This is a genomic window from Gudongella sp. DL1XJH-153, from assembly GCF_049310905.1.
Taxonomy (GTDB): Bacteria; Bacillota; Clostridia; order Tissierellales; family Tissierellaceae; genus Gudongella.
Genome location: NZ_JBMEMN010000030.1, coordinates 1 through 25,590 on the forward strand (window position 1 = coordinate 1; position 25,590 = coordinate 25,590).

26 protein-coding genes are annotated in these 25,590 nt (G+C 37.4%); 7 read left to right on the top strand and 19 right to left on the bottom strand.

Annotated features, from left to right (window positions below):
• Nucleotides 1-187: 187 nt before the first annotated feature.
• The 4 genes from ACOEN1_RS10775 to ACOEN1_RS10790 form a co-directional block, all read right to left on the bottom strand.
• Nucleotides 188-2,551, bottom strand: coding sequence for a glycogen/starch/alpha-glucan phosphorylase (locus ACOEN1_RS10775; protein ID WP_422486908.1), 2,364 nt, complete (start codon nt 2,549-2,551; stop codon nt 188-190).
• Nucleotide 2,552: 1 nt separating this feature from the next.
• The gene (gene malQ / locus ACOEN1_RS10780) at nt 2,553-4,037 is read right to left on the bottom strand and encodes a 4-alpha-glucanotransferase (RefSeq protein ID WP_422486909.1); all 1,485 of its coding nucleotides are present in this window, start codon (nt 4,035-4,037) and stop codon (nt 2,553-2,555) included.
• A gap of 162 nt (nt 4,038-4,199) precedes the next feature.
• A complete protein-coding gene (locus ACOEN1_RS10785; RefSeq protein ID WP_422486910.1) occupies nt 4,200-5,033 on the bottom strand; it encodes a sulfurtransferase in 834 nt (277 codons plus the stop codon).
• 86 nt (nt 5,034-5,119) lie between these two features.
• Nucleotides 5,120-6,268 (bottom strand): hypothetical protein, encoded by a 1,149-nt coding sequence (locus ACOEN1_RS10790; protein ID WP_422486911.1) that lies wholly within the window; start codon nt 6,266-6,268, stop codon nt 5,120-5,122.
• 296 nt (nt 6,269-6,564) lie between these two features.
• On the opposite strand from ACOEN1_RS10790, the gene ACOEN1_RS10795 reads away from it, so the two are divergent.
• Nucleotides 6,565-6,792, top strand: coding sequence for a hypothetical protein (locus tag ACOEN1_RS10795; protein ID WP_422486912.1), 228 nt, complete (start codon nt 6,565-6,567; stop codon nt 6,790-6,792).
• Nucleotides 6,793-6,825: 33 nt separating this feature from the next.
• Here ACOEN1_RS10795 and ACOEN1_RS10800 read toward each other — a convergent pair whose 3' ends face one another.
• On the bottom strand, nt 6,826-8,553 hold the full coding sequence (locus ACOEN1_RS10800; RefSeq protein WP_422486913.1) for a sigma-54 interaction domain-containing protein: 1,728 nt from the start codon (nt 8,551-8,553) through the stop codon (nt 6,826-6,828).
• A gap of 224 nt (nt 8,554-8,777) precedes the next feature.
• Here ACOEN1_RS10800 and ACOEN1_RS10805 point away from each other — a divergent pair, with 224 nt between their 5' ends.
• Nucleotides 8,778-10,064, top strand: a complete 1,287-nt coding sequence (locus ACOEN1_RS10805) for a serine dehydratase subunit alpha family protein (protein ID WP_422486914.1) — start codon at nt 8,778-8,780, stop codon at nt 10,062-10,064.
• A gap of 16 nt (nt 10,065-10,080) precedes the next feature.
• On the opposite strand, the gene ACOEN1_RS10810 is transcribed toward ACOEN1_RS10805, so the two are convergent.
• The 3 genes from ACOEN1_RS10810 to ACOEN1_RS10820 all read right to left on the bottom strand — a co-directional run bounded on the left by ACOEN1_RS10810 (nt 10,081) and on the right by ACOEN1_RS10820 (nt 11,809).
• Complete coding sequence (locus ACOEN1_RS10810) at nt 10,081-10,551, bottom strand: methylated-DNA--[protein]-cysteine S-methyltransferase (RefSeq protein ID WP_422486915.1); 471 nt, start codon at nt 10,549-10,551, stop codon at nt 10,081-10,083.
• A 29-nt stretch (nt 10,552-10,580) separates the two neighbouring features.
• Nucleotides 10,581-11,363: a DnaJ domain-containing protein gene (locus ACOEN1_RS10815; protein ID WP_422486916.1), complete on the bottom strand. Its 783-nt coding sequence runs from the start codon at nt 11,361-11,363 to the stop codon at nt 10,581-10,583.
• Nucleotides 11,364-11,512: 149 nt separating this feature from the next.
• Nucleotides 11,513-11,809 (bottom strand): hypothetical protein, encoded by a 297-nt coding sequence (locus ACOEN1_RS10820; RefSeq protein ID WP_422486917.1) that lies wholly within the window; start codon nt 11,807-11,809, stop codon nt 11,513-11,515.
• 148 nt (nt 11,810-11,957) lie between these two features.
• On the opposite strand from ACOEN1_RS10820, the gene ACOEN1_RS10825 reads away from it, so the two are divergent.
• A complete protein-coding gene (locus tag ACOEN1_RS10825) occupies nt 11,958-13,484 on the top strand; it encodes a hypothetical protein (RefSeq protein ID WP_422486918.1) in 1,527 nt (508 codons plus the stop codon).
• A 17-nt stretch (nt 13,485-13,501) separates the two neighbouring features.
• Here the strand turns inward: ACOEN1_RS10825 and ACOEN1_RS10830 are convergent, their stop codons facing one another.
• The 6 genes from ACOEN1_RS10830 to ACOEN1_RS10855 all read right to left on the bottom strand — a co-directional run bounded on the left by ACOEN1_RS10830 (nt 13,502) and on the right by ACOEN1_RS10855 (nt 18,864).
• Nucleotides 13,502-14,449 carry a YbgA family protein gene (locus tag ACOEN1_RS10830; protein WP_422486919.1) on the bottom strand — a complete coding sequence of 316 codons (948 nt, stop codon included), beginning with the start codon at nt 14,447-14,449 and terminating at the stop codon, nt 13,502-13,504.
• Nucleotides 14,450-14,479: 30 nt separating this feature from the next.
• Nucleotides 14,480-15,253 (bottom strand): DUF1295 domain-containing protein, encoded by a 774-nt coding sequence (locus ACOEN1_RS10835; protein ID WP_422486920.1) that lies wholly within the window; start codon nt 15,251-15,253, stop codon nt 14,480-14,482.
• Nucleotides 15,254-15,267: 14 nt separating this feature from the next.
• Entirely contained in the window at nt 15,268-17,055 is a 1,788-nt protein-coding gene (locus ACOEN1_RS10840; RefSeq protein WP_422486921.1) for a DAK2 domain-containing protein, read from the bottom strand.
• A 16-nt stretch (nt 17,056-17,071) separates the two neighbouring features.
• Complete coding sequence (locus ACOEN1_RS10845; protein WP_422486922.1) at nt 17,072-17,473, bottom strand: DUF2177 family protein; 402 nt, start codon at nt 17,471-17,473, stop codon at nt 17,072-17,074.
• Between the two features lie 86 nt (nt 17,474-17,559).
• Complete coding sequence (locus ACOEN1_RS10850; protein WP_422486923.1) at nt 17,560-18,378, bottom strand: hypothetical protein; 819 nt, start codon at nt 18,376-18,378, stop codon at nt 17,560-17,562.
• 30 nt (nt 18,379-18,408) lie between these two features.
• The gene (locus tag ACOEN1_RS10855; protein WP_422486924.1) at nt 18,409-18,864 is read right to left on the bottom strand and encodes a CBS domain-containing protein; all 456 of its coding nucleotides are present in this window, start codon (nt 18,862-18,864) and stop codon (nt 18,409-18,411) included.
• A gap of 180 nt (nt 18,865-19,044) precedes the next feature.
• Here ACOEN1_RS10855 and ACOEN1_RS10860 point away from each other — a divergent pair, with 180 nt between their 5' ends.
• Both ACOEN1_RS10860 and ACOEN1_RS10865 read left to right on the top strand, forming a co-directional pair.
• Nucleotides 19,045-20,190: an IS91 family transposase gene (locus ACOEN1_RS10860; protein ID WP_422486933.1), complete on the top strand. Its 1,146-nt coding sequence runs from the start codon at nt 19,045-19,047 to the stop codon at nt 20,188-20,190.
• 30 nt (nt 20,191-20,220) lie between these two features.
• Nucleotides 20,221-20,457, top strand: a complete 237-nt coding sequence (locus ACOEN1_RS10865; RefSeq protein ID WP_422486925.1) for a hypothetical protein — start codon at nt 20,221-20,223, stop codon at nt 20,455-20,457.
• 142 nt (nt 20,458-20,599) lie between these two features.
• Here the strand turns inward: ACOEN1_RS10865 and ACOEN1_RS10870 are convergent, their stop codons facing one another.
• The 4 genes from ACOEN1_RS10870 to ACOEN1_RS10885 all read right to left on the bottom strand — a co-directional run bounded on the left by ACOEN1_RS10870 (nt 20,600) and on the right by ACOEN1_RS10885 (nt 23,216).
• Nucleotides 20,600-20,923 (bottom strand): thioredoxin family protein, encoded by a 324-nt coding sequence (locus ACOEN1_RS10870; protein WP_422486926.1) that lies wholly within the window; start codon nt 20,921-20,923, stop codon nt 20,600-20,602.
• Nucleotides 20,924-20,976: 53 nt separating this feature from the next.
• The gene (locus ACOEN1_RS10875) at nt 20,977-21,537 is read right to left on the bottom strand and encodes an isochorismatase family protein (RefSeq protein WP_422486927.1); all 561 of its coding nucleotides are present in this window, start codon (nt 21,535-21,537) and stop codon (nt 20,977-20,979) included.
• Nucleotides 21,538-21,587: 50 nt separating this feature from the next.
• Entirely contained in the window at nt 21,588-22,073 is a 486-nt protein-coding gene (locus ACOEN1_RS10880) for a ferritin-like domain-containing protein (RefSeq protein ID WP_422486928.1), read from the bottom strand.
• Between the two features lie 93 nt (nt 22,074-22,166).
• Nucleotides 22,167-23,216 (bottom strand): NADH:flavin oxidoreductase, encoded by a 1,050-nt coding sequence (locus tag ACOEN1_RS10885; RefSeq protein ID WP_422486929.1) that lies wholly within the window; start codon nt 23,214-23,216, stop codon nt 22,167-22,169.
• Between the two features lie 153 nt (nt 23,217-23,369).
• Between ACOEN1_RS10885 and ACOEN1_RS10890 the strand changes: the two genes are divergently transcribed.
• Both ACOEN1_RS10890 and truA read left to right on the top strand, forming a co-directional pair.
• Nucleotides 23,370-24,212, top strand: a complete 843-nt coding sequence (locus tag ACOEN1_RS10890; RefSeq protein ID WP_422486930.1) for a YitT family protein — start codon at nt 23,370-23,372, stop codon at nt 24,210-24,212.
• Nucleotides 24,213-24,225: 13 nt separating this feature from the next.
• Nucleotides 24,226-24,963: a tRNA pseudouridine(38-40) synthase TruA gene (gene truA, locus ACOEN1_RS10895; protein ID WP_422486931.1), complete on the top strand. Its 738-nt coding sequence runs from the start codon at nt 24,226-24,228 to the stop codon at nt 24,961-24,963.
• Here truA and ACOEN1_RS10900 read toward each other — a convergent pair.
• The gene (locus tag ACOEN1_RS10900) at nt 24,937-25,443 is read right to left on the bottom strand and encodes a GNAT family N-acetyltransferase (protein WP_422486932.1); all 507 of its coding nucleotides are present in this window, start codon (nt 25,441-25,443) and stop codon (nt 24,937-24,939) included. The genes truA and ACOEN1_RS10900 overlap by 27 nt on opposite strands.
• Nucleotides 25,444-25,590: the final 147 nt, after the last annotated feature.

A 25,590-nucleotide genomic window follows, 5' to 3' on the forward strand; every position in this document is an offset into this window, starting at 1 on the left:
GATTGAACTTCAATATTATCCTCTAAGTAGTAGCTATTCATTGTAGTTCTTCTTTTCATAAGCTACTTTACACTATCTCATTTTGTGCATACGCTTGCATTAAATTCAAAAATATATAATTTAATCCATCCTTTCGGATGGAATTAAATCCTTGTACTAAAGATCCTAAGGGGCTAAGCCCCTTGACCTAAATTTTATCTATATTCCAAATATCCTGGGCATACTGCTCAATAGTTCTATCTGAACTAAATTTACCCGAATTTGACATATTTAACCAACATTTTCGCGCCCAACCTAATCTATCCCTGTAATCGATATCAACCTTTTCTTGTGTCTTCCGGTATTCATCAAAGTCTTTAAGGATAAAATAATTGTCTGCCCTATGCCAATGTGCACCGTAGAGCAATGAGTTGTGCAGCTCTCTGTAAGCCCCATCTTGATCTTCGAAAGTTCCATCTATCAAGGTGTCCATTACCCTTCGCAATTTGGGATTATTCTGATAAATTGCTTCTGGATTGTAGGTATCCTTAATCTCTTCGATGTCCTCCACCCTAAGTCCGAAAATATAGTTGTTTTCTTCTCCTGCTTCTTCGACTATTTCTATGTTTGCTCCATCATAGGTTCCGATTGTGGGAGCACCATTGAGCATAAATTTCATATTCCCTGTACCCGATGCTTCTTTACCTGCAGTTGAAATCTGTTCTGACAAATCTGCTGCCGGGAACAACTTCTCAGCGTAGGATACTCTATAATTCTGAACGAATACTATTTTGAGCCTGCCCTTCATCAAGGGGTCATTTTTCACTAACCCTGCAATATCATTAATAAACTTGATAATGGCTTTTGCCCTTACATATCCAGGAGCTGCCTTTGCACCAAATATGAAGGTTCTTGGTACTGTATTCTTTTCAGGATTCTCCTTGATCTCATAGTAAAGATACAGAATATGGAATGCATTGAGAAGCTGTCTTTTATATTCGTGTAGTCTTTTAATCTGAATGTCAAACAATGAATCCGGATCAATGTCTTCACCTTCCTCTTGCTTGATATATTCTGCAAGTTGCTGTTTTTTTGTTCCTTTGATATCCAGGAATCTCTCCATCACTTCGTCGTCATTAGTATATTTTCCCAAGTCTTTTAACTTCTTCAGATCTGTAATCCATTCCTCTGAACCAAGGAGTTCAGTAACAAGTTCTGACAATTCAGGATTGGATTGCAGTAGCCATCTTCTTTGTGTTATTCCATTTGTTTTATTGTTGAACTTCTCGGGATACAACTTATACCAGTAGTTCAGTTCCTTGTTTATAAGAAGATCCGTATGAAGCCTAGCAACTCCATTTATTGATTTTGAACCATATATTGACATCCAGGCCATTCTGATGTTTCCATTATGAATTATTTCATAACGGCTCAGGTCATGGTCATGTATTCCCTTTTTCCTAAGATCTTCAAGGAGCATTGAATTAATTTTTGTAATGACATCATATACCTGTGGAATCAACTCCTGATAATATCTTTCTGGCCATTGCTCCAATGCCTCGGCAAGAAGTGTATGGTTTGTGTATGCGAATGTGGCAGTTGTAATTGCCCATGCTTCATCCCAACCCAAGCCCTCTTTTCTTGTCAATAGTCTCATAAGCTCTGGTATGGCAACAGCAGGATGAGTATCATTCAGCTGTATTGAATGGAATTGAGGAAATTTCTCAAGACCAATGTCCTTTTTCTTGAACTTCCTTATCATATCCTGAAGAGATGCAGAAACAAAAAAGTACTGCTGTTTCAATCTTAGTTTTTTACCTTCTTCGTATGAATCATTGGGATAAAGAACCTTTGCTATGTTTTCAGCATCGTTCTTTGCTTTTACAGCCTGGTCATATTTCTGGTCATTGAATGCTCTAAAATCAAATTCTTCCAAGGACTCTGCCTTCCAGAGTCTTAATGTATTTATAAGTTTTTTGCCATATCCTATTACAGCATAATCGTAGGGTACTGCGTAAATTTCGCTGCCTTTGAAGGTTACTCGGACAATTTCACTCACTTTTCTTATTCCCCAGGGATCACCATATTTAGTCCAATTGTCTGCAACCTCTACCTGCTCCCCGTCAACGATCTTCTGTTTAAATAGACCGAAGTCGTATCTTATCCCGTATCCATCCATTGGATATCCTAGTGTGGCTGCGGAATCCAAAAAGCATGCTGCAAGTCTTCCCAGACCACCATTACCAAGAGCTGGGTCCTCCTCAGACTCTTCAATCTCATTGTAATCCACACCCATCTCCTCCAGCATTCTTTTCACATCATCCTTTGTGTCCATTGCAATAAGGTTGTTTGTAAGGAATCTTCCCAATAGATACTCTGATGATAAATAATATGCTTTTTTCATTCCCTCTGTTTCCTTTCTGGAGTCATTCCAATATGGAACTATGTTCTCCATCATTGCTTTTGACAAAACTACATATTTCTCTGAATCCAGAAGTTGTTTAAACTCACCACCAAAGGTGGTCATTGCATAAAGATCTATTCTTTTTTTCAAATTTTCGTGATTAAACAAATTAATCCCTCCTGTAAGTCCTGGTAAGTTTGGCTATTCTCTTTGCCAGCGTGCTGTTAATATCTGATTTTTTGACTCTCCAGGTCCAATTGTTACCCAATGTTGCAGGTATGTTCATTCTTGATTCCAAACCCAAGTCCAGAAAATCCTGCATCTGTGCCACAGAAAGATATGCTCCTGAACACCATGCTCCACGAATAAGTCCCCAGTTGTATCCCTCGGTTTCATCCTCCAACTTAAGATATTCTATTGCAAATTCTTTCTCCTTTTTAGGAGCTGTGTCAATCCAATCTCTGACAGTTTTATTGTCGTGGGTTCCAGTGTAAACAACCGAATTTCTCTCATGATTATGTGGAAGGTAATCACTGTCTCCAACTGGGTCAAATGCAAATTGTAGAATCTTCATTCCTGGGAACCCAGTTTCTCTAATCAGCTCCTCCACCTGTTCAGTCTGAAAGCCAAGATCTTCGGCAATTATATCCAGCGATCCCAACGCCTCTCTGATTTTATTGAAAAGTTTCATTCCAGGACCCTTGACCCACTTTCCGTTCACCGCATCAATGGATCCTGCAGGAACTTCCCAGAAGGACTCAAATCCTCTGAAATGATCAATCCTCAATGTATCATACAGTCTAAAGCTGTGCTCAATTCTTCTAATCCAAAATCTGTAATCATTCTTTTCCACTGCCTCCCAATCATAGACTGGATTTCCCCACAATTGTCCAGTAGCTGTAAAATAGTCAGGTGGTACTCCAGCAACTGTTATGGGTTCAAAATTCTTATCCAGTTTAAAAAGTGATGGATTTGCCCACAAATCAGCACTATCTGCTGAAACATAAATTGGCAGGTCCCCAATTATTTTGATTCCCTTACCGTTTGTATAATCCTTTAGTCTGGTCCATTGTCTAGTAAAAAAATACTGAGTGAAAACCCAGAAAAAGAACTTTTCTTCTTCTATTTTTTCAATTTCACTGGTTTCTTGGCTATGGAAGTCTCTATACTCCTGGTCCCATAGCTGCCAAGCCCTGCCATTATGCAGCTCTTTTATGGTCATAAATAATGCGAATTCTCTTAACCAGTCCTTGTTTTCGCCATAAAAAAGTCTAAGCTCAGACCAGAGTTCATGCTTTCCCATTTTGTATGCTTTTCTAAGAAGTCTGTATTTTCCATTATAGAGTTTTCCATAATCTACTTTATCTTCTTCTGCATCTAAATTTTCGACTGATACTTCTTCCCTGGATATATATCCTCGTTGCATCAATTCATCCAGATCTATAAAATACGGATTACCGGCAAAGGAAGACAGGCATTGATAGGGAGAATCCCCATAGCTTGTAACCCCTAAAGGTAGAATCTGCCAGTATTTCTGTCTTGCTTCATTTAGAAAGTCGACAAATCTGTATGCCTCTTTCCCAAAATCACCTACTCCATATTCTCCTGGCAGTGATGAAACAGATAGCAAAATCCCGCTTTTTCTCTTTTTCATTGTTCCTCACCTACTTCCCAAAAAATTCTACTTAATTGTGCAACCGTTTGAACATAGTATAATATTACCTCATCCAATATCCATTGTAAACAATCCTTAAAAAGCATACCATCATATTTTATGTAGCTGATTGATGGTATTGGAATAAGTATTTCTGTCTATTCATTTTGTTTCATCAACAATTTTATTTTGATCATAGCTAATCCAGTCACTGTATCCTCCCAGATAAAGAACCGGCTCCAGACCAATTTCATCCATAAACATAATATTTACTGTACCGGTTATCCCTGATCCACAATGAACAATTATCTTCTTATACTGTGCCAAATCACTGTAATGTGCTGCAAGCTTCTCTGTATCAATTTCGCCCAGGTTTTCAACAAGCTCGGTCCATGGGTAATTCACTGCTGTCGGGATATGTCCAGGAATTCTGTCGATTGGCTCAATTTCACCTTTATATCTATCTGGTGTTCTGGAATCTACGATTACTTCATCGACTTTTTCAATTGCTTGCCTAACATCGCCGACATCTGCAATCATGCTGTTTTTTATCTTAAGAGTTAGTTCTCCTCCCTTTGAAGGGTCAAGCTTCTCCAAGGATAAACTGTAGCCTTTGTCCTTCCATTCCTTTATTCCACCCTTTAAAAGAAATACCTCCACTTTCCCAATATACTTGAGCATCCACCACAATCTTCCTGCCATGGCAAGTTCTCCATCATCATAAATCACCACAGTTTTGGAATCATCCACCCCTAAATCATTTATTCTTCTGGCAAATTCTTCCATGTCCGGCAATGGATGTCGTCCGCCATGTTCTCTTACCGTTCCTGTAAGCAAACCCTCCATAGGTACAAATATTGCTCCCTTTATGTGCCCTTTATTATACTCTTCTTCACCATAGGACTCATTTCCAAGCTCGTATCTGACATCAAAAATCAACAGATTCTCCATGTCAAGATTTTCCTTGAGCCATTTTGTTGTGATAAAATTTTTCACCTCATCTTACCTCCACTTTTTCAAATTTTACTCAAAATTATAAGGGTACACAAGATTTTCAGTGTACCCTTATACAATTCAGGTCTCTAGAATCTTAATATGGCTGCGATTGGTTTTCCTGAAGGCATTTTTTCCCTTTCAAGAACATGCACTTTACCGCCATTTACAAGTGTCATTATGGCAGCATGATCCAGCAGGTCAACATGACCAAGATCCTCTTTATTGTTTATTTCAAGAGTATTTTTTTCTTCATTGAAAAATCCCCATTTCTGTACATCTTCAGCAACAAAGAGTGTATCCACTCCTCCGGATTTAGCTGAAAGGACAATTTTTGCAATGCTGTCGCTGCCCAACTTGGAATCTGTATTTAAAAGAGTTTTAAATTTTTCAAATTCCTTCTTGAGTCTTTTTTCAATCTTGGGTGCAAAGATATCCATCGCTTTTTGATGTATATTTTTTTCTCCGACACCTTCCGGGCTACCTTTAATTGATTCTTCCATAAGATTGGAATACGAACTGACATCTCTGTACATTGGATAAATGTAGTCAACTGAATATACTATTAGAGGATGTTTTGCATCTTTAAGCATGCTGCGTACCTCTTTATCGATATTTCTAAGATGATTCGAAATCTCGTTTTTCTCTGTTTTACTCATTTCATTGTATCCATGCATCCCAGGTCCTGCTCCTGAAGCAGCACCTTTGGGACTTGTTGACTCCTGGTGCAACTCGTGACCAGGTACATAGTCAGCAACCAGCTGGTCTATTTTTGGTGCTTCAATTTTCCTTATATCATATGGATCTGCTTCATAAAGTTTCACTTCATCCTGGCTCAGTGTCAATATGTTGAATCTTTCAATAGAAGTGACAAATTTAATCAGTGGTCTGATATAAAATCTGTTTGAAACCATGGCCAATTCTTCAACCTCAAAGGGTAGTCTGTAATAATTCATTCCCTCTGGTGAAATCAGTATGGCAAGTCCTCTATTTTGATTTTGCCAAAAAATTGTCTCATCAAGAAGTCTTGCTGCCGGTTTTAGCTTGGCTTGGGCATCCACAGGTGAGAAACCCTTCTCAATCAAGTCATTCTCGGCATCCCTTAAAAGGTTTTTTAGCCTTATTCTGCTTTGATTTACTTCTTGTCCTTTTTTGGAAGTAGGTAAGTAAATTGAGACAAGCCCACTTAGGTCCCTCTGGGACATTTCTTTTAAAATATCAAGGTCTAATTTTTCCATAGATAAACCCCTTTCATTTGTATTTCCACGCAACAAAACCAGTTTGCTGCGTCAAGATCATCTATCATATCTATTACTATACTATTACCACTATTGAGTGATTCAAAACAATTGGAATGGCATTCAGAAAAATGTATTATGACTTGATTTGAAAATAAACAAAATGTATGTTAGAATTAAAATATCATTAAACCCCCTTAGGGTATGGAGGTGTCGTAATGAAAGAAAAACTAATGAGCGTTTCTTCAATTTTTACTGCAGTGGCAGCATCCCTTTGCTGAAGTGGAGGCCTTATATTGGCATCCCTGGGTTTGGGATCTGTAGGTACTGCATATTTTGCGAATTTAACTAAGTATAAGCCAATTTTTGTCATAATAACTGGCATTCTTCTATATATAACCTACAGTAGGATAGAAAAGAAAAATGCCGGAAAAACCACAAGAATTATATTCTGGGTTTCCGCAGCACTGGCAATACTTGCACTATATTATCCAACTATTCTTGGATTCTTTTACGCCTCTTAGGAGGCGTATTTTTTTCTTAAGAAGCTATAAGCATTAGTCCAATTTTCTGTATAAGGTAGCAAGACTTATTCCTAGTTTCTTTGCAAGGATTTTTTTTGACTCTACACCTTCGCCCAGCATCTGTATTCTCGAACTGATAAGCTCCCTTTCATACTCCCTGGTAAGCTCTGTCAGAGTTCTTGATTCATCTAATAGATTTATTGGTATCTTCCCCTTGATATGCTCAGCAGTAACCTTTGAACCATCGGAGAATATAACTGCATATTCAATTAGATTCTTCAATTCCCTTATGTTTCCTGGAAATCTGTATTTAAGGAGTAGATTTTCAGCATCTTGACTAAATCCAATAAATTCTTTTCCGTATACCTTCCCAAAATGCTCCAGAAAATACTTGCCCAGTATCAAAACATCATATCCTCTATCCCTTAAGGGTGGTATCTGAATTGGTACAATATTTAACCTATAAAATAGATCTTCCCTGAATGTACCTTCTCTGGCCATAGTATCGATGTTTCTGTGAGTTGCTGAAATTATTCTGGGATTGACCTTAATTCCTTTGTGTCCACCAATCCTGGTAATTTCTTTTTCTTCCAGAGCCCTTAATAGTTTAACCTGCATCAGATATGGCAGTTCTCCGATTTCGTCGAGAAACAATGTTCCCTTTGTCGCCGCTTCAAAGTAGCCTTGCCTTCCTGTTTTGTTAGCTCCGGTAAACGAACCCTGTTCGTATCCGAATAGTTCACTTTCTATTAGATTCTCGGGGATCGCACCACAATTTAAGGCCATAAAGACCTGATCACTTCTTTTGCCAGCATGGTGTATGGCTCTTGCAAAAACTTCCTTGCCAGTTCCGGTTTCTCCCATTATCATTACTGAAGCTTCACTTTCAGCTACTTGTATGGCTTGCCTCCTGGCGCTTTTAATAGATTCGCTTTCTCCCAATATGTGGTCAAATGTAACTATGTCTTTGACCTTCTGTGATTTCAGAACTGATTTTTTCATCTTGTTGAAGTCACTGAATATAAGTATGTACCCTTGCTGGAGATTATTCCCTTCGATTGGATTACTCTGTATGATATAATTATCATTTCCAATTGATACAGGTCCAATCTCTCCACTGAAATCTGTTTCGGAAAGCTGGATGATTACGCTTTCTGGAATTATTTCAGATAGACCTGTAGCATTATCCTTAATATTGAGTTTATCCTGAATATAGCTGTTCATAGTTGCAATTCTTTGATTTTTATCCAAAACCACTATCCCTTCGTTTAGGGAGTTGATAAGTGTAAACATTTCGTTTGATCTATATTCCAACATCTGTCCGTAATCCTTCTCTTTTAGCATTGTATTTATTATTCCTGTTAGTTGGTTTTCAAAAGTTCTGTATCCATCAGTGTTGGTAAGAAGATTATTCCTTGCAATTTCGTCAAAAGCACAAAGTCCAAGGACTCCAATTATTTCACCATTGTAGTCAATTGGCAGGCAAATTTCAACCAGTTCTACACAGTTTTCTCTGTTTTCACAATCGATACATATGCTTTCTTCCCTTGGCTTTTCTATTAGATATTGCTCCCCGGTTGTTATACACTTGTGAAAAGCAGAATTTAATGGTGCCAACATCCCTATTGCATTGCCATGCACTCCTGTTCCCACAACCCTTTTAAGCTCCTGATCAACTATTGTTATATCAACATTTGTTACAGAATACATGGCTTCAACTATATGCTGTAATTCTGACCTGATACTATTCAACAAACTCATCAAATCACCTTTCTCATTTTTGATAATTAATTCTATTATTTGCGAAACTCTAAAATCTCTTTAATACAAGCTTTCCATACTCTTGCTATCTCAAGATTATCATTATTGAGAAATTAATACAATAAATATTTGGATATATTAAATAGAAGCCCCTTAAATACACCTTTTTATACAATCACTATCTTGGCATAATACTTGCAATCAATATAGATAGAGGTGATAAAATGTTTAAAAACAATATACTTATTGAAATTCTTAAAGATCAGGTTACTCCTGCACTTGGTTGTACAGAGCCTGCAGCGGTTGCACTCGCAGTAACAAGGGCAAAGGAACTATTATCAGGACAAATCATCGAGCTAAATATTACAGTGAATAATAATATTCTTAAGAACGGCATGAGTGTTGGCATTCCGGGAACCCAGGAGAGAGGACTCCACTTTGCCTCAGCTCTTGCACTTGAAGTTGGAAAAACAGAATATGGTCTGGAAGTTTTCAAGGATGTGGATAAAGAAAGCATTTCCAGGGCTCTTGAGATGTTGTCTACAGGTAATATTACAGTCACTTTGGATAAGTCAAAGACATCTTTGTTTATTGAAATAATTGCAAAAACCAAGTCTGAAGTTTCCAAGGTAATTATTGAGGATGCCCATACTAACATTGCCTTCGAATCTATAAACGATCACGTGATTTTGGATAAAAGAACACTTGAAAGCAATAATGCAGATGGGAATAAAAACAATAGTGATATTAAATTGCAGATTCTAGATTATCCAATTCAGGAGCTTGTTGAATTTGTCAATGAAGTTCCATCTGATGAACTGGACTTTATCCAGACAGGTATTGATATGAACTTGAAACTTGCCCAGGTTGGATTGATTGAGGAATTGGGACTTGGAATAGGTAAACACTACATAAACAAGGCTAACGATATTGAATCAAAAGCAAAAGCTTATACAGTAGCTGCCTCAGAAGCCAGAATGACCGGATATCCGCTTCCTGTAATGAGTAGCGCCGGATCTGGAAATCATGGGCTGGTTGCCATTATACCATTGTCCATCATAGGAACTGAGCTTGATTATAGCAGCGAAAAAATCAAACGTTCTGTTGCTCTTAGCCATCTGGTCACTATCTATGTGAAAGTACAACTGGGAGCATTAAGCCCTGTTTGCGGCTGTGCCGTTGCAGCAGGTCTTGGCTGTAGCGCTGGGCTAACTTATATGATGGGTGGTTCTATTGACCAGATCAAGAGCTCTATTATCAATATGATTGCAGGCGTTTCTGGAATGTTCTGTGATGGAGCCAAAATCGGCTGTGCATATAAACTTGGAATATCCGTGGATGCTGCCGTGGATGCATCAGCCATGGCTAGACAAGGTATAAGAATTCCCTCTGATAACGGTATTCTGGGAGCAACTGTTGAAGAATCTATCACAAACCTTGCAAGGGTTTCAACCGAAGGAATGAGCAATACCGATTCTGTAATCCTGGATATTATGATGAACAAGTGTTAACTAGAATGACCACTCCCTACTGGAAGTGGTCATTCTTATTCTCTAATTCAAGCAATCTCTTCTTGATTTCTATTCCTCCACCGAATCCTGCCAAATCACCGTTGGCTCCAATTACCCTGTGTCAGGGGACAATTATTGCCACTGGATTCTTGTTGTTTGCATTTCCCACAGCTCTATAAGCTTTTGGATTTCCTGTCATTAAAGCCACTTCTTTGTAGCTTCTGGTTTCACCGTATGGTATTTTGTTTAATGCATCCCATACATTACCCTGAAACTGTGTACCTGCTAATTGAAGCGGCAACTCAAATTTTTCTCTTTTACCTTCCAGATACTGCCTGATTTGTTTGATTGCTTCTTTTATTAAAGGTGTTTCTTCTCTGAGGGAGTCCGGGTAGTTTTTTTTGCCAAATTTAACCTCAGTTATTTTTCCATCAGCTTCTGCTACAGTAAGATATCCGATTTCAGTATCATAATAAAAGTATTTCATCTAGAGTCCTCCCCTGAATGTTATCAATATCAAGAACCTATGCTTTTATACCTTTCGATGTTTTCATCACTTAAAAACTCGTAAGCATCGTTTATTTGCTGGAATCTACTGGTTGCATCAGAAGATTTATTTATATCAGGATGGTATTCCTTTGCTTTCTTCCTGTAAGCAAGCTTAACCTGATACTTGTCCGTGTCATATGGTAATCCTAGCATGTCACAGCTCTTTGTATATTTCTGCTTAAATTCAGTTATTGGATTTGCATAGGTTTGCTGACCTGTGTAACTACCTTGGCCTTGCCAGTACTGTCCATTGCCCTGTCTTTGGTACCTTTGCCATTGCCTGAATCTTTCTTCCCATTCCTTCTGCTGTTGTTCCTGTCTCTTCTCCCTTTCCTGCCTGATTCTTTCCTCTTCCATCTTTTGATACTTGTGACCATATTCAGAAAAGGATTTATGTTGACCCTTGCCATCCATCAAATAGCTTCCCAGGTCATACAAATACTCCGTGATTATGTATCTCCAGTACTTAAGAAAAGATATAAATTTCTGTCCAAGTATTGGGAATATAATAAAAAACAAAATTACCAGTAAAGTTATGGGATTGAATAGAATCATCAACCCAAATGGACTAAACAGTAAAAACAGAATGAGACATCCTCCCATTCCTATCAATGCTGCAAAGCCTCTTGCTATGCCAATTACAAGACCTACTGTTATCTCAGCTATTCCAATGAACAGGTCAAAAATAAAGGACAAAAGCTGGCCTGTACCATAAACTATTTTTCCTGCTGCCTTTCTCATCAAGGTCATTTAGATTCTCCAATCATTATCATATTATGCATCAAGTAATATTGTAGTTTCTTTTCGATAGATTGTCAATTTTTGTTGCTATGGGAAAAGCATCTAGCAATTTCCCAATAAATAAATAGGAATCCTTGGATAACTAGGTCCAAGGATTCCTATTCAACAATCAACCTTCTACCAAAACTATTCTTTAAAACTCTAATTAGTTCTTCAGCATCATTGTCTGGTGATATGCATCCAAAGTAATATGCTCCCGTTGTTATTATTTCAAATTCAAGCTTTCCCCCAGGATATCTTATAAATCCCAACTCAAGAACATCTTCATTCTTGATAGCTATTAAATCGAATCCTTCACGCAGCTCCGGTCTTAGAATCAACTCATCTTCCTCAACTGTCATACTATACTTTAATGTCTTAAAAAAACCTGTTTTTAATTTGATCTGATAATTCATAACCTTCACCTCAGTATTATTATACCCACTATATAATCAAAATGTTGTCCATTACCAATCTGTCATTGTCATTTAGGTGTCACTAATCATGACAATATATTGCATATTTATACTTTTCTTTGCTATAATCAGCTAAAGGGGTGGTTTTATGAATTTTAGCGATAAATTGGACTTTCTATTGAATCTTACAAATACCAGCAATAGTACACTTGCTAAGCATACATCGCTGGATCCTTCTTTTATAAGCCGACTTCGGTCAGGGTCCAGAAAGCCCTCGCGTAATGAGAACTATATTTCCCCAATTTCAGTTGCCCTTGTTAAAAGGTGCAAGGAGGATTATCATCTGCAAGGCTTAAAGGACAAGCTTATCTCAGATAACATCCCGCTTAAGCAGGAAGGTAAGAGTCTTGAAGCGATTGTTGAAAATTGGTTAAGAAACAGCAATGATGAACAAAACAGTAATGTTGGAAACTTTATCAAGGAACTGAATGATTTCAGCTTCAGGAAACAGTCCACTGTACAAATGGATACCGGAATCAATTATTCACACTCTCCTCTGCAGGATATATACCACGGAATTGAAGGCAAACGGTCCGCAGTACTAAGGTTTCTTATGGAAACATTGAACAGCAGGAAGACTCATACTCTATATCTCTATAGTGATGAAGATTTGTCTTGGTTGATTGACGACCCAAAATTTACACTGGAATGGTCTAGACTATTTATGCAAGTTCTTCAAAAAGGAAACAAGGTTAAAATTGTGCATACCATTACAAGGTCCCTTGATGAAATGTTTGCTGCTATAAACGAGTGGATGCCTTTTTATTTGACAGGAAACATTGAACCTTATTATTATCCAAGAACCAGGGATGTAAATTTTAGAAGGACTATTTTTATCACACCTGGCTTGTGCGCAGTTTCATCCAATTCAATCGGGAGAGATACGAGCAATAATCTTAATCTTTATCTAACTGACCAAGTTGCTGTCAATTCTTTGCTTTATGAATTTGATGATTTTCTGAAGCTGTGTAGGCCCCTTATGAAAATTTTTAACTCGTCTTCAAATAGATTCCTTATGAATACAATAAATGAATTTGAATATGAGAATGGTGATTGCATACTGAAATCCAGAGCCTTATCTTCAATAACTCTTCCATTGTTTGCAATAGAAAAATTCCTTAGAAATCATTCAAAGGAAGAAAGGGAAATATTATTCGACTTTCATAAAAAAAGAATTCATTCTTTTATCAATCTACTTGATACAAACAAGTTTACGGAGATAATCAAGCTCCCTGATTACTCTGAAGTAATTGAAAAAAAAATTCCCGTTGGCTTTACTGCCTTTACGGGAAGTCCAGTATATTATGATGTGTTTACTTTTCGAACTCAGCTTGAAAATATAATTAGTCTTCTAAAGCATCATCCGAATTACACAGTTTTTATAGTTGAAAATATGAACGATGAGCTTACCATCTATGCAAAGGAAAATCTTGGTCTGATTGTAATGAAGTACAGTTCACCTTCAATAAGCTTTGCGATCAATGAACCATATATGACTCAGGCTTTCGTGGACTACCTGAAAACCAATTCCCCATATCCCGCTTCTTCAAGGGATTTCAGATCTCAAACCATCGATAGAATAAGTGAATACATAAAAGAACTCAAGGACCTTTAATCTGGTCCTTGAGCCAATTACTTGCCAGTATCGCTTATATCCAGCATATCCTCGGGAAAAGGTTCCCATAAGTATTGCCCAAGAATATACTCCTGTTTATACTTTATGGCATACCCTCTTAATATTCCTACAGGAACGCTTAGATGGATTTTTCTCTTTCTATATTTATCAAGGCTTTTTAATAGATACTCCTTTTCTTCCTTTGATAAATAATCAGAAAAATAACCCATAACGTGCATGAGAGTATTCAATTGATTTGTGAATTTTGGAGCTTTTTCCATTGCACTGCCAAGATGTTCCTTATATTCATTATACAAGTCTTCATACTTTTTATTCTGATGATTGGCTACGATCTTACCCATTGATTTTAACTCTTTCTGGCTGTATGACATCAGTATATACTTATGTCGAGTATGAAAATCGACAAGGTCCTTATGTTTTCCATCCTTAATCTCCCTGAATCTCATATTTGTATACAATTTTGTAAGAAAATGCTCCCTTATGGCGAGATTTGTCAATCTTCCCTCTTCTTCAATTGCACTGAATGGAAACTTTTCAAATACTTTTTCCGCAAACCTTCCTACTCCCTTTTCAGAGCTTGCTCCTTTTACCATTGATTGATAATATTTAACATCCTTGATGCCACAGGAAGGAGATCTACCCTTAAGGATAAATCCATCTGCATGGTCCAATGATGATAAAAATTTTTCTGAGTACTCGTCCATTTCCTTTGTTACATATCTGTCCTGTCCTGGCTGATATAGCTCTGCCTTACCGTCTACCTTAACCAATTTGACTGAATCCCGTGGAACGCCAAGACCAATGTCAACCTCTGGACATACCGTGATATATTCTACATACGACTCCAAATCCTTTACAAATTTATCATTGATAACCTGACCATCATACCTACAGTTACAAAATCCCAGACAGTTGCTTACTACAATTACAGGTTTATTTGACATTCTATGCACCTCCGAAGTAATTGATCTATTCTATTGATCCTTTGGTGGCATTGGAATAAACTTACTGGTTTTTCTTGCGTATTCATCCCATTCCGGGTGATCCTTATATTTTTTTTCAAGAAGCGGAACTCCAGATACAAACAACAAAAGAGTGGTTATTGTAATTGGACTTATTATACCAAGTAATGATCCTGGTACAGATAGGGAAATCAGAAATATTCCCCACCACATTGTAGCCTCTCCAAAATAATTGGGGTGCCTGGTGTACTTCCACAATCCATATTTCATAAGTTTCCCTTTGTTCTCAGGATTGCTGATAAACTCTTTAAGCTGAGCATCACCGACAACCTCAAAATAATAACCGATTATCCATATTGCGATTCCAACAAAATCCAAGATCACCAAGCCTTCTACACTGCTAAAGTTTGTTATCATAATTGGAAGAGCTATTATAAAACAGAGTGCCATCTGAGACATGAAAACCCTGATGTAAGCCATTACCGCATGGTTTTTTGATCCCCACTTCTCCCTCATTGCAACATATCGATAGTCTTCTTTTTTGTTCCAGTTCCTCTTGAACAGATGCCAGGAAAGTCTCAAACCCCAAAGAAGGACCAAAATTGTTATAACTGATCCTCTTAAAGTATACTCAGCAGATATCAAATAGCTTGTTACTGCTACAACCACAAATCCAAATCCCCATGCTATATCAATAAGACCATTGTTCTTTTTTGATTGAGCAATTGCAAACACAATGTTGAAATATATAAACAATACTAACAAAGTTACAAGATAGTTCTCCATAATAGCCCCCCTTTCTAGTTGCTTATAAGAGCAACCCCTACAGTTCCAATCCCAGCACTCATTGCGACAATAGTCGAAATATCCATAATATATTCCGGTTCCTTGCCTAATGTATCAACTAGATACTTCTCGTAATCCTTGGCTCTTTCCAATGCATCTGCATGAACAATTGCATATCTTTCGATTCCTTTTTCCTTGTTGATCTCCTCTACCAGCGAGTATATCTTTTTTGTATTTGAATCAACTGAAAATGCTTTTCCGATTATTGAACCATTCCCTTCCTTGTCTATGGAAACAACCGGCTTGAAATTCAATGTATTGGCAGCAAAACCAACATATTTGCTAATTCTTCCTGACTTTACCATATACTTCAGGTCAGTAACACTTACAAATATTTCACTTCTTTGTATTATTGAGTCAAGCTTATCCAAGATCTCTTGAAAATCCATTCCTTCATGAATCATTTCTGCAGCCTTCATGACTATCAGGCCTTCCGCTCCAGAATTTCTTTTTGAATCAATCAATGCAACGCTTCCATCATCTATTCCCAATTTTTCCAAAGCTTTTTTGAAAGTATTCAAGGTTCCACTCATTTTATCTGAAACCGTTATTACAATAACCTTTGAATAATTAGACCGTAGAAATCTTATATAATCCTCTGCTATAACTGAACTTGGCTGAGATGATGAGGGGTACTCATCTATTTCATCCATAAGCTTATAGAAATACTCAGATGATATTGTGGTCTTATCAAGGTAATTGCTTCCATCTGCCATAAGATTCAACGGCAGCATGTATATCTGATACTTGTCCATTACCTCCTTGGGGAGATCTGCAATTGAATCCGTCAAAAGAGCTATTGGATAAGCCCTTGAATGTATAGCTTCAAACTGCCGCTTCATATCATCTGCCTTTTGCTGAATTATTCTTCCATGCTTCCTCAGCCTTCTAAAAAGTTCTTCCGGTTGAGTTGCATGTATATGAATTCTAACTTTGTTTCTATTTCCCGCTATAACTAAAGAATTCCCAATATCTGCTATATCATGTTTTATGTTATCAACATCCAGATTCTCACCTTGAATCAGTGCCTCAGTACAATATCTGAAATGAAGATCCATGTTATCCATAATATGCATATCCTCAGTTTGAATAAGAATATCTGAATAATCTTCTTCAAAGTGAACTTTTTCATTGGTTTTAATGAATTTAATAAATCCTTCCAGGAAGTGTACAAATCCCTTGGCTCCTGAGTCAACAACGTGAGCATCCCTAAGAACTTTCAATTTTTCTGGTGTTCTCTTTAATGAATCTGCAGCAGCCAGAAGTGAGTCCCCCATCAACTCTCCAAAATCAGCCGCCTTACCCCTATATTCCTGAAGAGACAAAGCCCAGTCCTTTATAACCGTAATCATTGTACCTTCTACCGGCTCGGCAATTGACTTGTATGCATACTGGACAGCCTGGTTTGCAAGATGAGTAAAACCTTCAACTGTGACATCATCGTCTTCAGTCATTTCCATATACATCCCATTAATATACTGAGCAAAAATTATACCAGAATTTCCCCTGGCTCCATTTAAAGCAGCTTCTGCTATGGACTCCATTGTTTGCTTAACGGTCTGTTTTATTCTGGCCTCTTCTACAATTGTGTACATTGTAAATGCCAAATTTGATCCTGTATCTCCATCAGGTACGGGAAATACATTGATTCTGTTAAGTTCATATTTCTGTTTTATCACCTCGTTTGCACCTGATAAGAAGGCATAGTACAGGTCCTCTCCATTTAGCTTATTCATTGTCATAAAATCCCCTCCTAAATCAGACTCCTATAGCCTTCAGAATAAGAAAACTTACTGAAGCTGTAAGTCCACAAAGAACTGTTCCCCATATTATATCCACAACAGTTATAAATACTGGCCAATCCTTTAATGTTGCCAGATTTGTCATATCGTAGGTTGCATATGTTATAAACCCAAAAAAAGCACCTACAAATGCTGCGTATATCAGACTATCTCTTTCTATTGCAGGTGCTATTGCAAAGAAAATCAAACCTGCGATGTAGAATACGTAGAATCCCATGGCAGCAACCCAGTTGACATTTGGGCTCATTATATATCCCAAGTGTTCTCTGTAAAGATTCTTTGCAATCAATCCAAGCCATATTAGGTCTATTGCGAAGAATACGGTAAATGAAACTCCATACATTTTAACCAGACTCATCTTTTCACCTCATTTTGTTATTGTTCCATTTATTTTCTCGCTTTAATTCACGGAATAATACTGATATTCTACCCCCTTAAAGGAATTTAAAACCCTTGGTTCTTCTTGAACATAAATCTTTTATTTCTCGATTTCCTTGATGCAAGAAATATTATGGTTAAGAATATTCCTATTGCGATTCCTGCTGTCACAATAACTCCAGGGTATTCTCCATTGAAACCCTCCGGAGAAGTATGTTTAATCAGTATCCCACTATATGCCCATACCATAACGGCTCCGTAGGCTTTATCTTCAAGTTTCCAAATAGTAGCTCCACCAATCATCAATCCGACAATCAATATGGCTATAGTCCACAAAGACTCAGTCACACCAAAGCCATCCCAACCGATATCAACAAGCAATGCAGTTATGTTTGCTATTGTTGCTATTGTTATCCAGCCAAAATATACACTAAATGGAAGCGTTGCCCAAAGCATTTTATCTCCTGCAGTCACCATGGACCTAAGGGTAAGTACTATCACAATAAGAGAAACCAGGATTGCAAGCATTAAGACGACTGTTATTCCTACATTTCCATGATGCCAATGGTATATCCAGATACTGTTTGCAACAGATGTGATTATATAAAATATATTGACTCTCTTAAGTCCAGCACCTTCTCCTTTTCCACGGTTTATGTATATGATCTGATAGATTGAATAAACTCCCAATAATAGATATATAATTCCCCAAATAGAAAAGGTAACCCCAGCAGGAGCAAACAAATTGGGCAGGCTGTCTGAAACCTCCCCTGTTGTCATACCATTTATTGGCAAGATATTCGCCATTGCATTTGTGCCTACCATAACAACATACATGACAAATGCCATAATACTCAACAAAACTCCTTCTTTTCTTTTAACCATACTCCGCCCCCTTACAATCACTAATTTCTACTACTGCTCTGGGAAAAGATAACTCATGATATCTCTTCTTGAGACTATTCCTACAAGCTCTCCTTCCTTATTTATAACCGGCAGACGCTTAACGTTTTTTTCTACCAATAGTGTTGCACCTTCTTCAATGGTCTGATTGGGGTCAATCGTTATGACCTTTTTTGTCATAATATCCTTTGCTTTTTGTCCCATGGAGCTTTTTAATTCATCCATGAACTTCTTTGGGCTATCAAGATATATCATTCCACCTAGAACCTCCAAAACAGCTGGGCCCTTTATCCTTGATGCTCTTCTTATAAGATCGCCTTCTGTTACTATGCCAACTAGCTTTCCTGACTCATCCAAAACAGGTAAACCACTTAGGTTGTGCTTTATTAGCAACGAAGCACATTTTTCTACATTATCATTTAAAGTAACTGTTATAACATCCTTGGTCATAATGTCTTTGATATACATAACCATTCCTCCATTTTCTGTAATTTTACATCTACTTGGATAATACCCAAAAATATGACTTTTTAAAAAAAGCGTCTTCGACGCGTTAAAGAATCGTCGATAATCTAACTTTTTCTTAAATTTTATACTTTCTTTGTTGTCTTACCGGTCATTTTTGGTTATATATTGATTGGTGATATTATGTCCGGTAAGACCTTTAAATTCAAACACATCTTTTCTGATCACTGGGAGTATTTTCTCTCCCAAGGTTATCCCATCCGCCCTGCCGTTATCAGTAATGTCAACAAGATACTGATGTGTGGCGAACCTTCTATGGGTCATGCCATCTACTTTTGCGAGCATTGCGGTAAGGTCAAGCATGTTTTCTTCACCTGCAAAAGTCGTTTCTGTACTTCTTGCGGGTCCAAGTATACTCAGAACCGTGCTGATTCTATCTCTTCCAAGCTTATCAATTGTACACATAGGCATATTGTCTTCACTATCCCCCAGGAGCTGCGAGTCTTTTTCCAGAAGGATAGAAAACTTCTTCATGTGCTTTTTAAGGCCAGCGCAGATACTGTGCTCTCTTGGTTTGCCAGCCTTAAAAAGTCTGAAGGCTTTAAACCTGGCATCGTTTCTACCATGCATACCTTTGGCAGAGACCTGAAATGGAACCCTCATATCCATATGCTTGTCACTGAAGGTGCTTCTGGCAACAGGACTGTCTGGCGCAAGGTTTCTCATATCCCTTTCAGTATGCTTAGAAAAAGGTGGCAGGCCACTTTGCTTCATATGCTTCATGAACACCTTGGAAATGATTTCTACAAACTGAAAACATTTCTTTTTAATACTTATCCTGATGGATTCTATGTCTATGCCAAGAGCAATATGAACTCCAAGTCCTCTGACTCCATTCAATACATTATCCGTTATACTGGTAGACCTGCCATGGCTCAATCCCGCATTTTAGATTATGATGGCGAGTTTGTGACTTTCTACTATGAAAGACATGAGGATGGTCAGCGCGTTGTTGAAAAGATTACTGCTATTGAATTTATCAAAAGGCTGATTATCCATATCCCTGACGAGCACTTTAAAATGATTCGTTACTACGGTCTTTATGCTAGAAAGCATGTCAACTCCTCTAAGCTCTATCTTCTGCAAAGTCACTCCAAAAGACTTTTCAGGAAGAGGCATTCTCATTGGCGTGCTAGAATCCTTTTGGCTTTTGGTGTTGATCCTTTAGCATGCTCTTGTGGACACACAATGAAATTGCTTGAAATATTCAGTCCTTCCAATAACCCTTATATTGATAATCTAAGACCCCACTTGTATAATAGTTCATAGTAGGTATTATGAACTTATTGGAGGTTGATTATGAACATTCTTGATGGCTTTACTAAAAATGATGATTTGATTGAGTTTATTTGCACCAAGTGTGGTTATTCATTATGGGTTCCAAGATTCATTGTTGTTCAACTGGAAGAGGATAATATCTTTGATGACTTGAAACCATCGGTACCCCCTCAGCCTTTTTGTCAGGTTTGTGATGGTACTATGACACCTAAATCATATACTGGCATTCGCGGTGTCCACTACGAATACAAAAAATAGTCTAATCCTGCATTGGACTTTTTGGCATGTCTTTTAATTAAAGTATGTCATTTTTTGTTTTGTTTCTAAAAGTAGCAATTTCCTAACTAAGAACAAAAAAGGCATTCCTAAGTTTATGAATGCCTTTTTAAACGATATGGTTTTAAGTTAAAATGAGTTGAAGGGTCCTGCTGATCTTTTCAAAATCAACAAATCTACTTTCCCTAACTACTTCCTTTCCTTCGTTGAAGATCAATATAGTCGGTATTGAAAAAATAAGATGCTGACCTGCTATCTTAACATTCTTATTGACGTCAATCCTTCCGATCTCAACATCATATTCTGATGTCAACTCAACCAATTTGGGGAAAACGGAATGACACACATTACAGTTCTCAGAGCTGAAATATAAAATATGGGTCTCCTTTTTAGAAAACTCATCCAACTCCTCATCAGAATTCAAATATACAACTTTTTCAGTGTTCACTTTCTGCCTCCTCGCTAATCAAATACATGATCACTACCTTAAGTCATGAATCTTCAGTCAGTACCAATCACATTAACGCCTCTATTTCGAAGATCTTCCAAGTTTTTCAAATGATCGGATTTATTCACATAACCAAGACCGCTATACAGTAGCTGTACCTTAAATCCATCCTCTAAAAGAGCCAATGCGGTTTCCCTGACACAATATTCACTGGCTATACCAGAAACCACAACACTCTCCTCTACAGCTTCATTTAACACTACTCCAGACTCTGTTTTAGCAGAATATGCTGAATACTCCTCTATTTCATCGTTTAATCCCTTGTAAAAAACATTTTCAGGATTAGGTGTCTTTGATGAATCGTCTATCAGTTCACCGAATTTTTCGTGTAGCATGGCTCCTCTCTCACCTTGTAAACAATGAACTGGCCAGATACCTCCATTCACAATGAAGCTTTTGTTGTCTTTTGTGTGCCAATCCATGGAGTAATAAACATCGACATCATTTTTGTTAATGTAATCTATGATATTAAGTACCGCGTTTTCTGCATTTTCACACGCAAGCGTACCATCTATAAAGTCGTATTGACAATCAACCACTATTAAACTTTTCATAAAAAATTCACCTCTGAATCAAGCAAGGCAGCCTGTCGGCCGCCTCAAGTCTAGTAAGTATCCCTTCTTCCGAATCTTGCATCCTCAACCCAATCCTCAGCTTTCCTAAGGTGTTGGACCATGTCATCAAAAATTTTGTAATGATACTCTTCTTGTCTTACCAAATAATCAAACAACTTCTTTCCCTTTTCTGTCTCTGCTTCTTCATTCATCTTTTTGTACAGGTCTATGCTCTCCTGCTCTTTTTTAAGAGCCAATCTATATGCATCCAGCTGATTAGGATCAACTTTTGCTTCAACTTTGAAATCAGATTCAGACTTGAATACACTCTCAAACTCCACAAATGCGTTCTTCTCATCCAAACTGTAATCCATAGCGTCTGCATATTTCTTTACTAGGTCAGCATGCTTCTTCTCATCATCGGCAAGATTCAGGAATACCTTCTCAAGTGCATTACCCTTATTTTTTTCTGCCTGTTCTCTGTAGTAATTTTCACCGTCAATCTCCATCTGGATTGCAAATTCAACATTGTTCATCAGTCAGCCTCCTTATTATTTTTAATCTTTATTTCCATAATTATATACCCTTATCAGGAACCCATAACCGTTTTATTTGAATAAATCAACAATTCATATATGCCTTGGGCATTTTGTTCCATCTGTAAACCACTTACATGGTCTGCACTCAATGCAAGTGACAATCTCCCCTTCCCCAACCAAGTGTTCAATATAATCATGATCTGCCAACTGAGCTCTTCCCATGGCTACCAAATCTAGAAGTTCATTTCCAAGAAGATAATCAATTTGTTCTTTTTTAAGAATTTTGTTGATTCCAATCACTGGTATTCCTACATTCTCTTTAATAATCGTTCCACCATATACTATCCAGTTGCATGGAAAGTCCGCTGGTGCTTCTACCTCTATTTGGGTATTGTCAAAGCCAGTGGAAACATGAAGATAATCGTAGCCGATTTTTTCAAACTCTTTTGCCCTCTCTATGCTTTCTTCTAGAGTATCGTCATTACAACCCATCCTTATGCCAACAATAAAACCCTCTCTTGTCTTTTCTCTAATTTCATCATGGATTTTTTTTGCAATTAAATTTCTATTCTCAAATCTTCCACCGTACTCATCGGTCCTCTTATTGACCTTCTTTGAGAAAAACTGTGTCAAAAGATATCCGTGTGCCCCGTGAATTTCGACACCGTCAAAATCAGCTTTCTGAGCTCTCTCGGAGGAAGATGCAAATTCACTTATCGTAGCTTTTATCTGCTCCTCGGTCATACCTTTTGAAAGCCTGCCCTTCCTTTCATAATCTGAAGAGGTTACTGGATTATCAGTGACATCCGCCTTGGCGCTTAAGCCTGCATGATGTAATTGAATCAGAGCTACAGCTCCATTTTTATGTATTGTATCCGCCAGTTTACTCAATCCCTCGATGTAAGAATCGTCCCATATTGCCAGTTGATCTGGTGAAAGTCTTCCATCTGGATTTATACATGTTGCTTCAACTATAACCAATCCAGCACCATTTTTAGTTATCTCATCGTAATGGTCAATATTTCTTTGTGATACATAACCGTTTTCTCCTGCAAATCCAAACGCAACCATCGGTGGCAGGACAAAGGGGTTTTTTAGTTTTAGCTTTCCAAATTCTCTTTTTCCATATAAATCTGACATCTAATCAATCCTTCCCATTTTTTACTAGATCATCTTACCTCTATTTTATTTGTACAAGCTGGCAATGTAAACTATAATTAATAATATACTTGCATTTGAGTATGATTTTTACTATAATATTCTGATTGCAACAAAAAAGAAAGGTGACTATCTATGAAATTTAATTTTAAAAGATTTATGCTTATTAATTTGGGACTACTAATTATGACAATGGGAATGTATTTTTTTCTCATCCCGTCAAATCTAGCTGTCGGTGGAGCAACTGGTCTGGCAATGATTTTAAGCTATCTGATTCCCTCAATACCAATGGGAGTAATTCTTGCAGCTCTAAACATCATACTTTTTATAACCGCCTTCATAGTTCTTGGTAGGGAATTTGGAGGCTACACTGTGTATGCATCACTTGCTTTGTCTGGTATGATAGGATTTTTCGAACTTGTGATTCCTATGACCGGGCCTTTTACAGATGACCTTTTCATCAACCTGATATTTGGAATTCTTATAAATGGTGTAGGTATGGGCATAGTATTTAATCAAAATGCATCAACAGGCGGAACAGATATTATTGCGAAGATAATAAACAAATACACTCACATGGATATTGGCAAGTCACTTCTGGCAGCTGATTTCTTTATCACAATTTTTGCTGGCCTTGTTTTTGGAGCAAGACTAGGTATGTATGCACTACTTGGTATTGTTATAAACTCATTTGTAATCGACAAAATGATATCTGGATTCAACGTTAAAATTAATATGTTGATTATTTCAAGCGAGTTTGATTCGATTAAGGATTACGTTCACACAGAAATCGGAAGAGGAACAACTATCTATCATGCTACCGGTGGTTTTTCAAACCAGGATAAGAGGATAGTAAACACTATTGTTTCCAGAAGTGAGTATATTAAGATCAGAGACTTTATAAGAAATATTGATGACAAGGCTTTTGTCTCAGTATCCTATGTAACAGAAGTTGAAGGTGAAGGCTTTACATACTAAGGAGATGATCAATGTGAAAAATTATAAAATGATTATTCAGTATGATGGAAGCAGATACCTAGGATGGCAAAGACTTCCTAAATCAGATCGCACCATTCAAGGAAAGCTTGAAGATGTTATAAGCGAGATGTGCAAGAAGGAAATCAAAATCGTGGGTTCCGGTAGAACTGATGCGGGAGTTCATGCTCTTGGTCAGGTAGCTAACTTTAAAGCAGACATAAGCATGACAGAAAACGAAATTCAGGAATATATCAACCACTATCTTCCAAAGGATATACTTGTTTCTGAGATCCAGGAAGTTAGCGATAGATTTCATAGTCGGTACAATGCGCTAAAAAAAGTTTACACTTATCAGTTATATACAGAGGAATATCAATCTCCATTTTACAGAAAATATTCCTGGCACATAAAAGAGCCCCTGGATATGTTTGCTATTGACAAAGCAATAGACATACTTCAGGGAACTCATGATTTTCTAGGATTCTCTTCAGTCAAGAAGCCAACGAAATCAACAACCAGAACATTGTATTCAATCAGTTATGTAAAGGAAGGACCAATTCTGTCTTTTACTTTTACAGGTGATGGATTCCTTCATAATATGGTTAGGATTATTATGGGGACATTGGTTGAAGTAGGCCAGCAGAAAATGTCCATTGAGGATGTAGGTAAAGTCCTTCAGGATAAGATCAGGGCTGAGGCAGGAATTACATGCCCTCCTCATGGTTTATTTCTGAGCAGGGTCTATTATTAGATCCCATTTTTCCTCAATAAGATCTTTCCCCCATATTTTATGGGGGATTTCTTCTTCAATTGTAAATCCATGCTTTGAATAGAGATGTCTAGCAGCATCCAATATGCTTACTGTCCAAAGAATTATCTTCCCATAGCCTTTCTCTTTAGAATAATTCACAGCCGTTTCAATCAGTTTGTTTCCAAGACCAATTCCTCTTTCATCCTCAAGTAGCAGAAACCAGCGTAGTTGTGCTGTATAATCATCAAAGCAAGCTATTGCTATTACTCCAACTTTTTTTCCGTTTTTTTCAGCAATCCAGATTTGTTCCCTGTCAACTTTTCTGGTACTGTGAAATTTATCCAAAGGATCTCTTACATATTCAGGAAAAGTATTGTCAAATCCATATTCCTTATTATACAACTCTCCGTGTGTCTGAACTATCCATTCCAGATCCTTTTCAGCATATTCTCTAATTATGTATTCCTTAAACTTTTCCATGTCTTCTCTCCTCTCCATCGCTTTAAAGTATTCTATCATATAACCATATTCCAATACAATCTGTCAACAAAAAAGGGGCTGTCGGGAAATAGCCCCTTTTGAAAAAACAGCACACTCTGAAGAGAGGGTGCTGTTTTTTTATCAAAA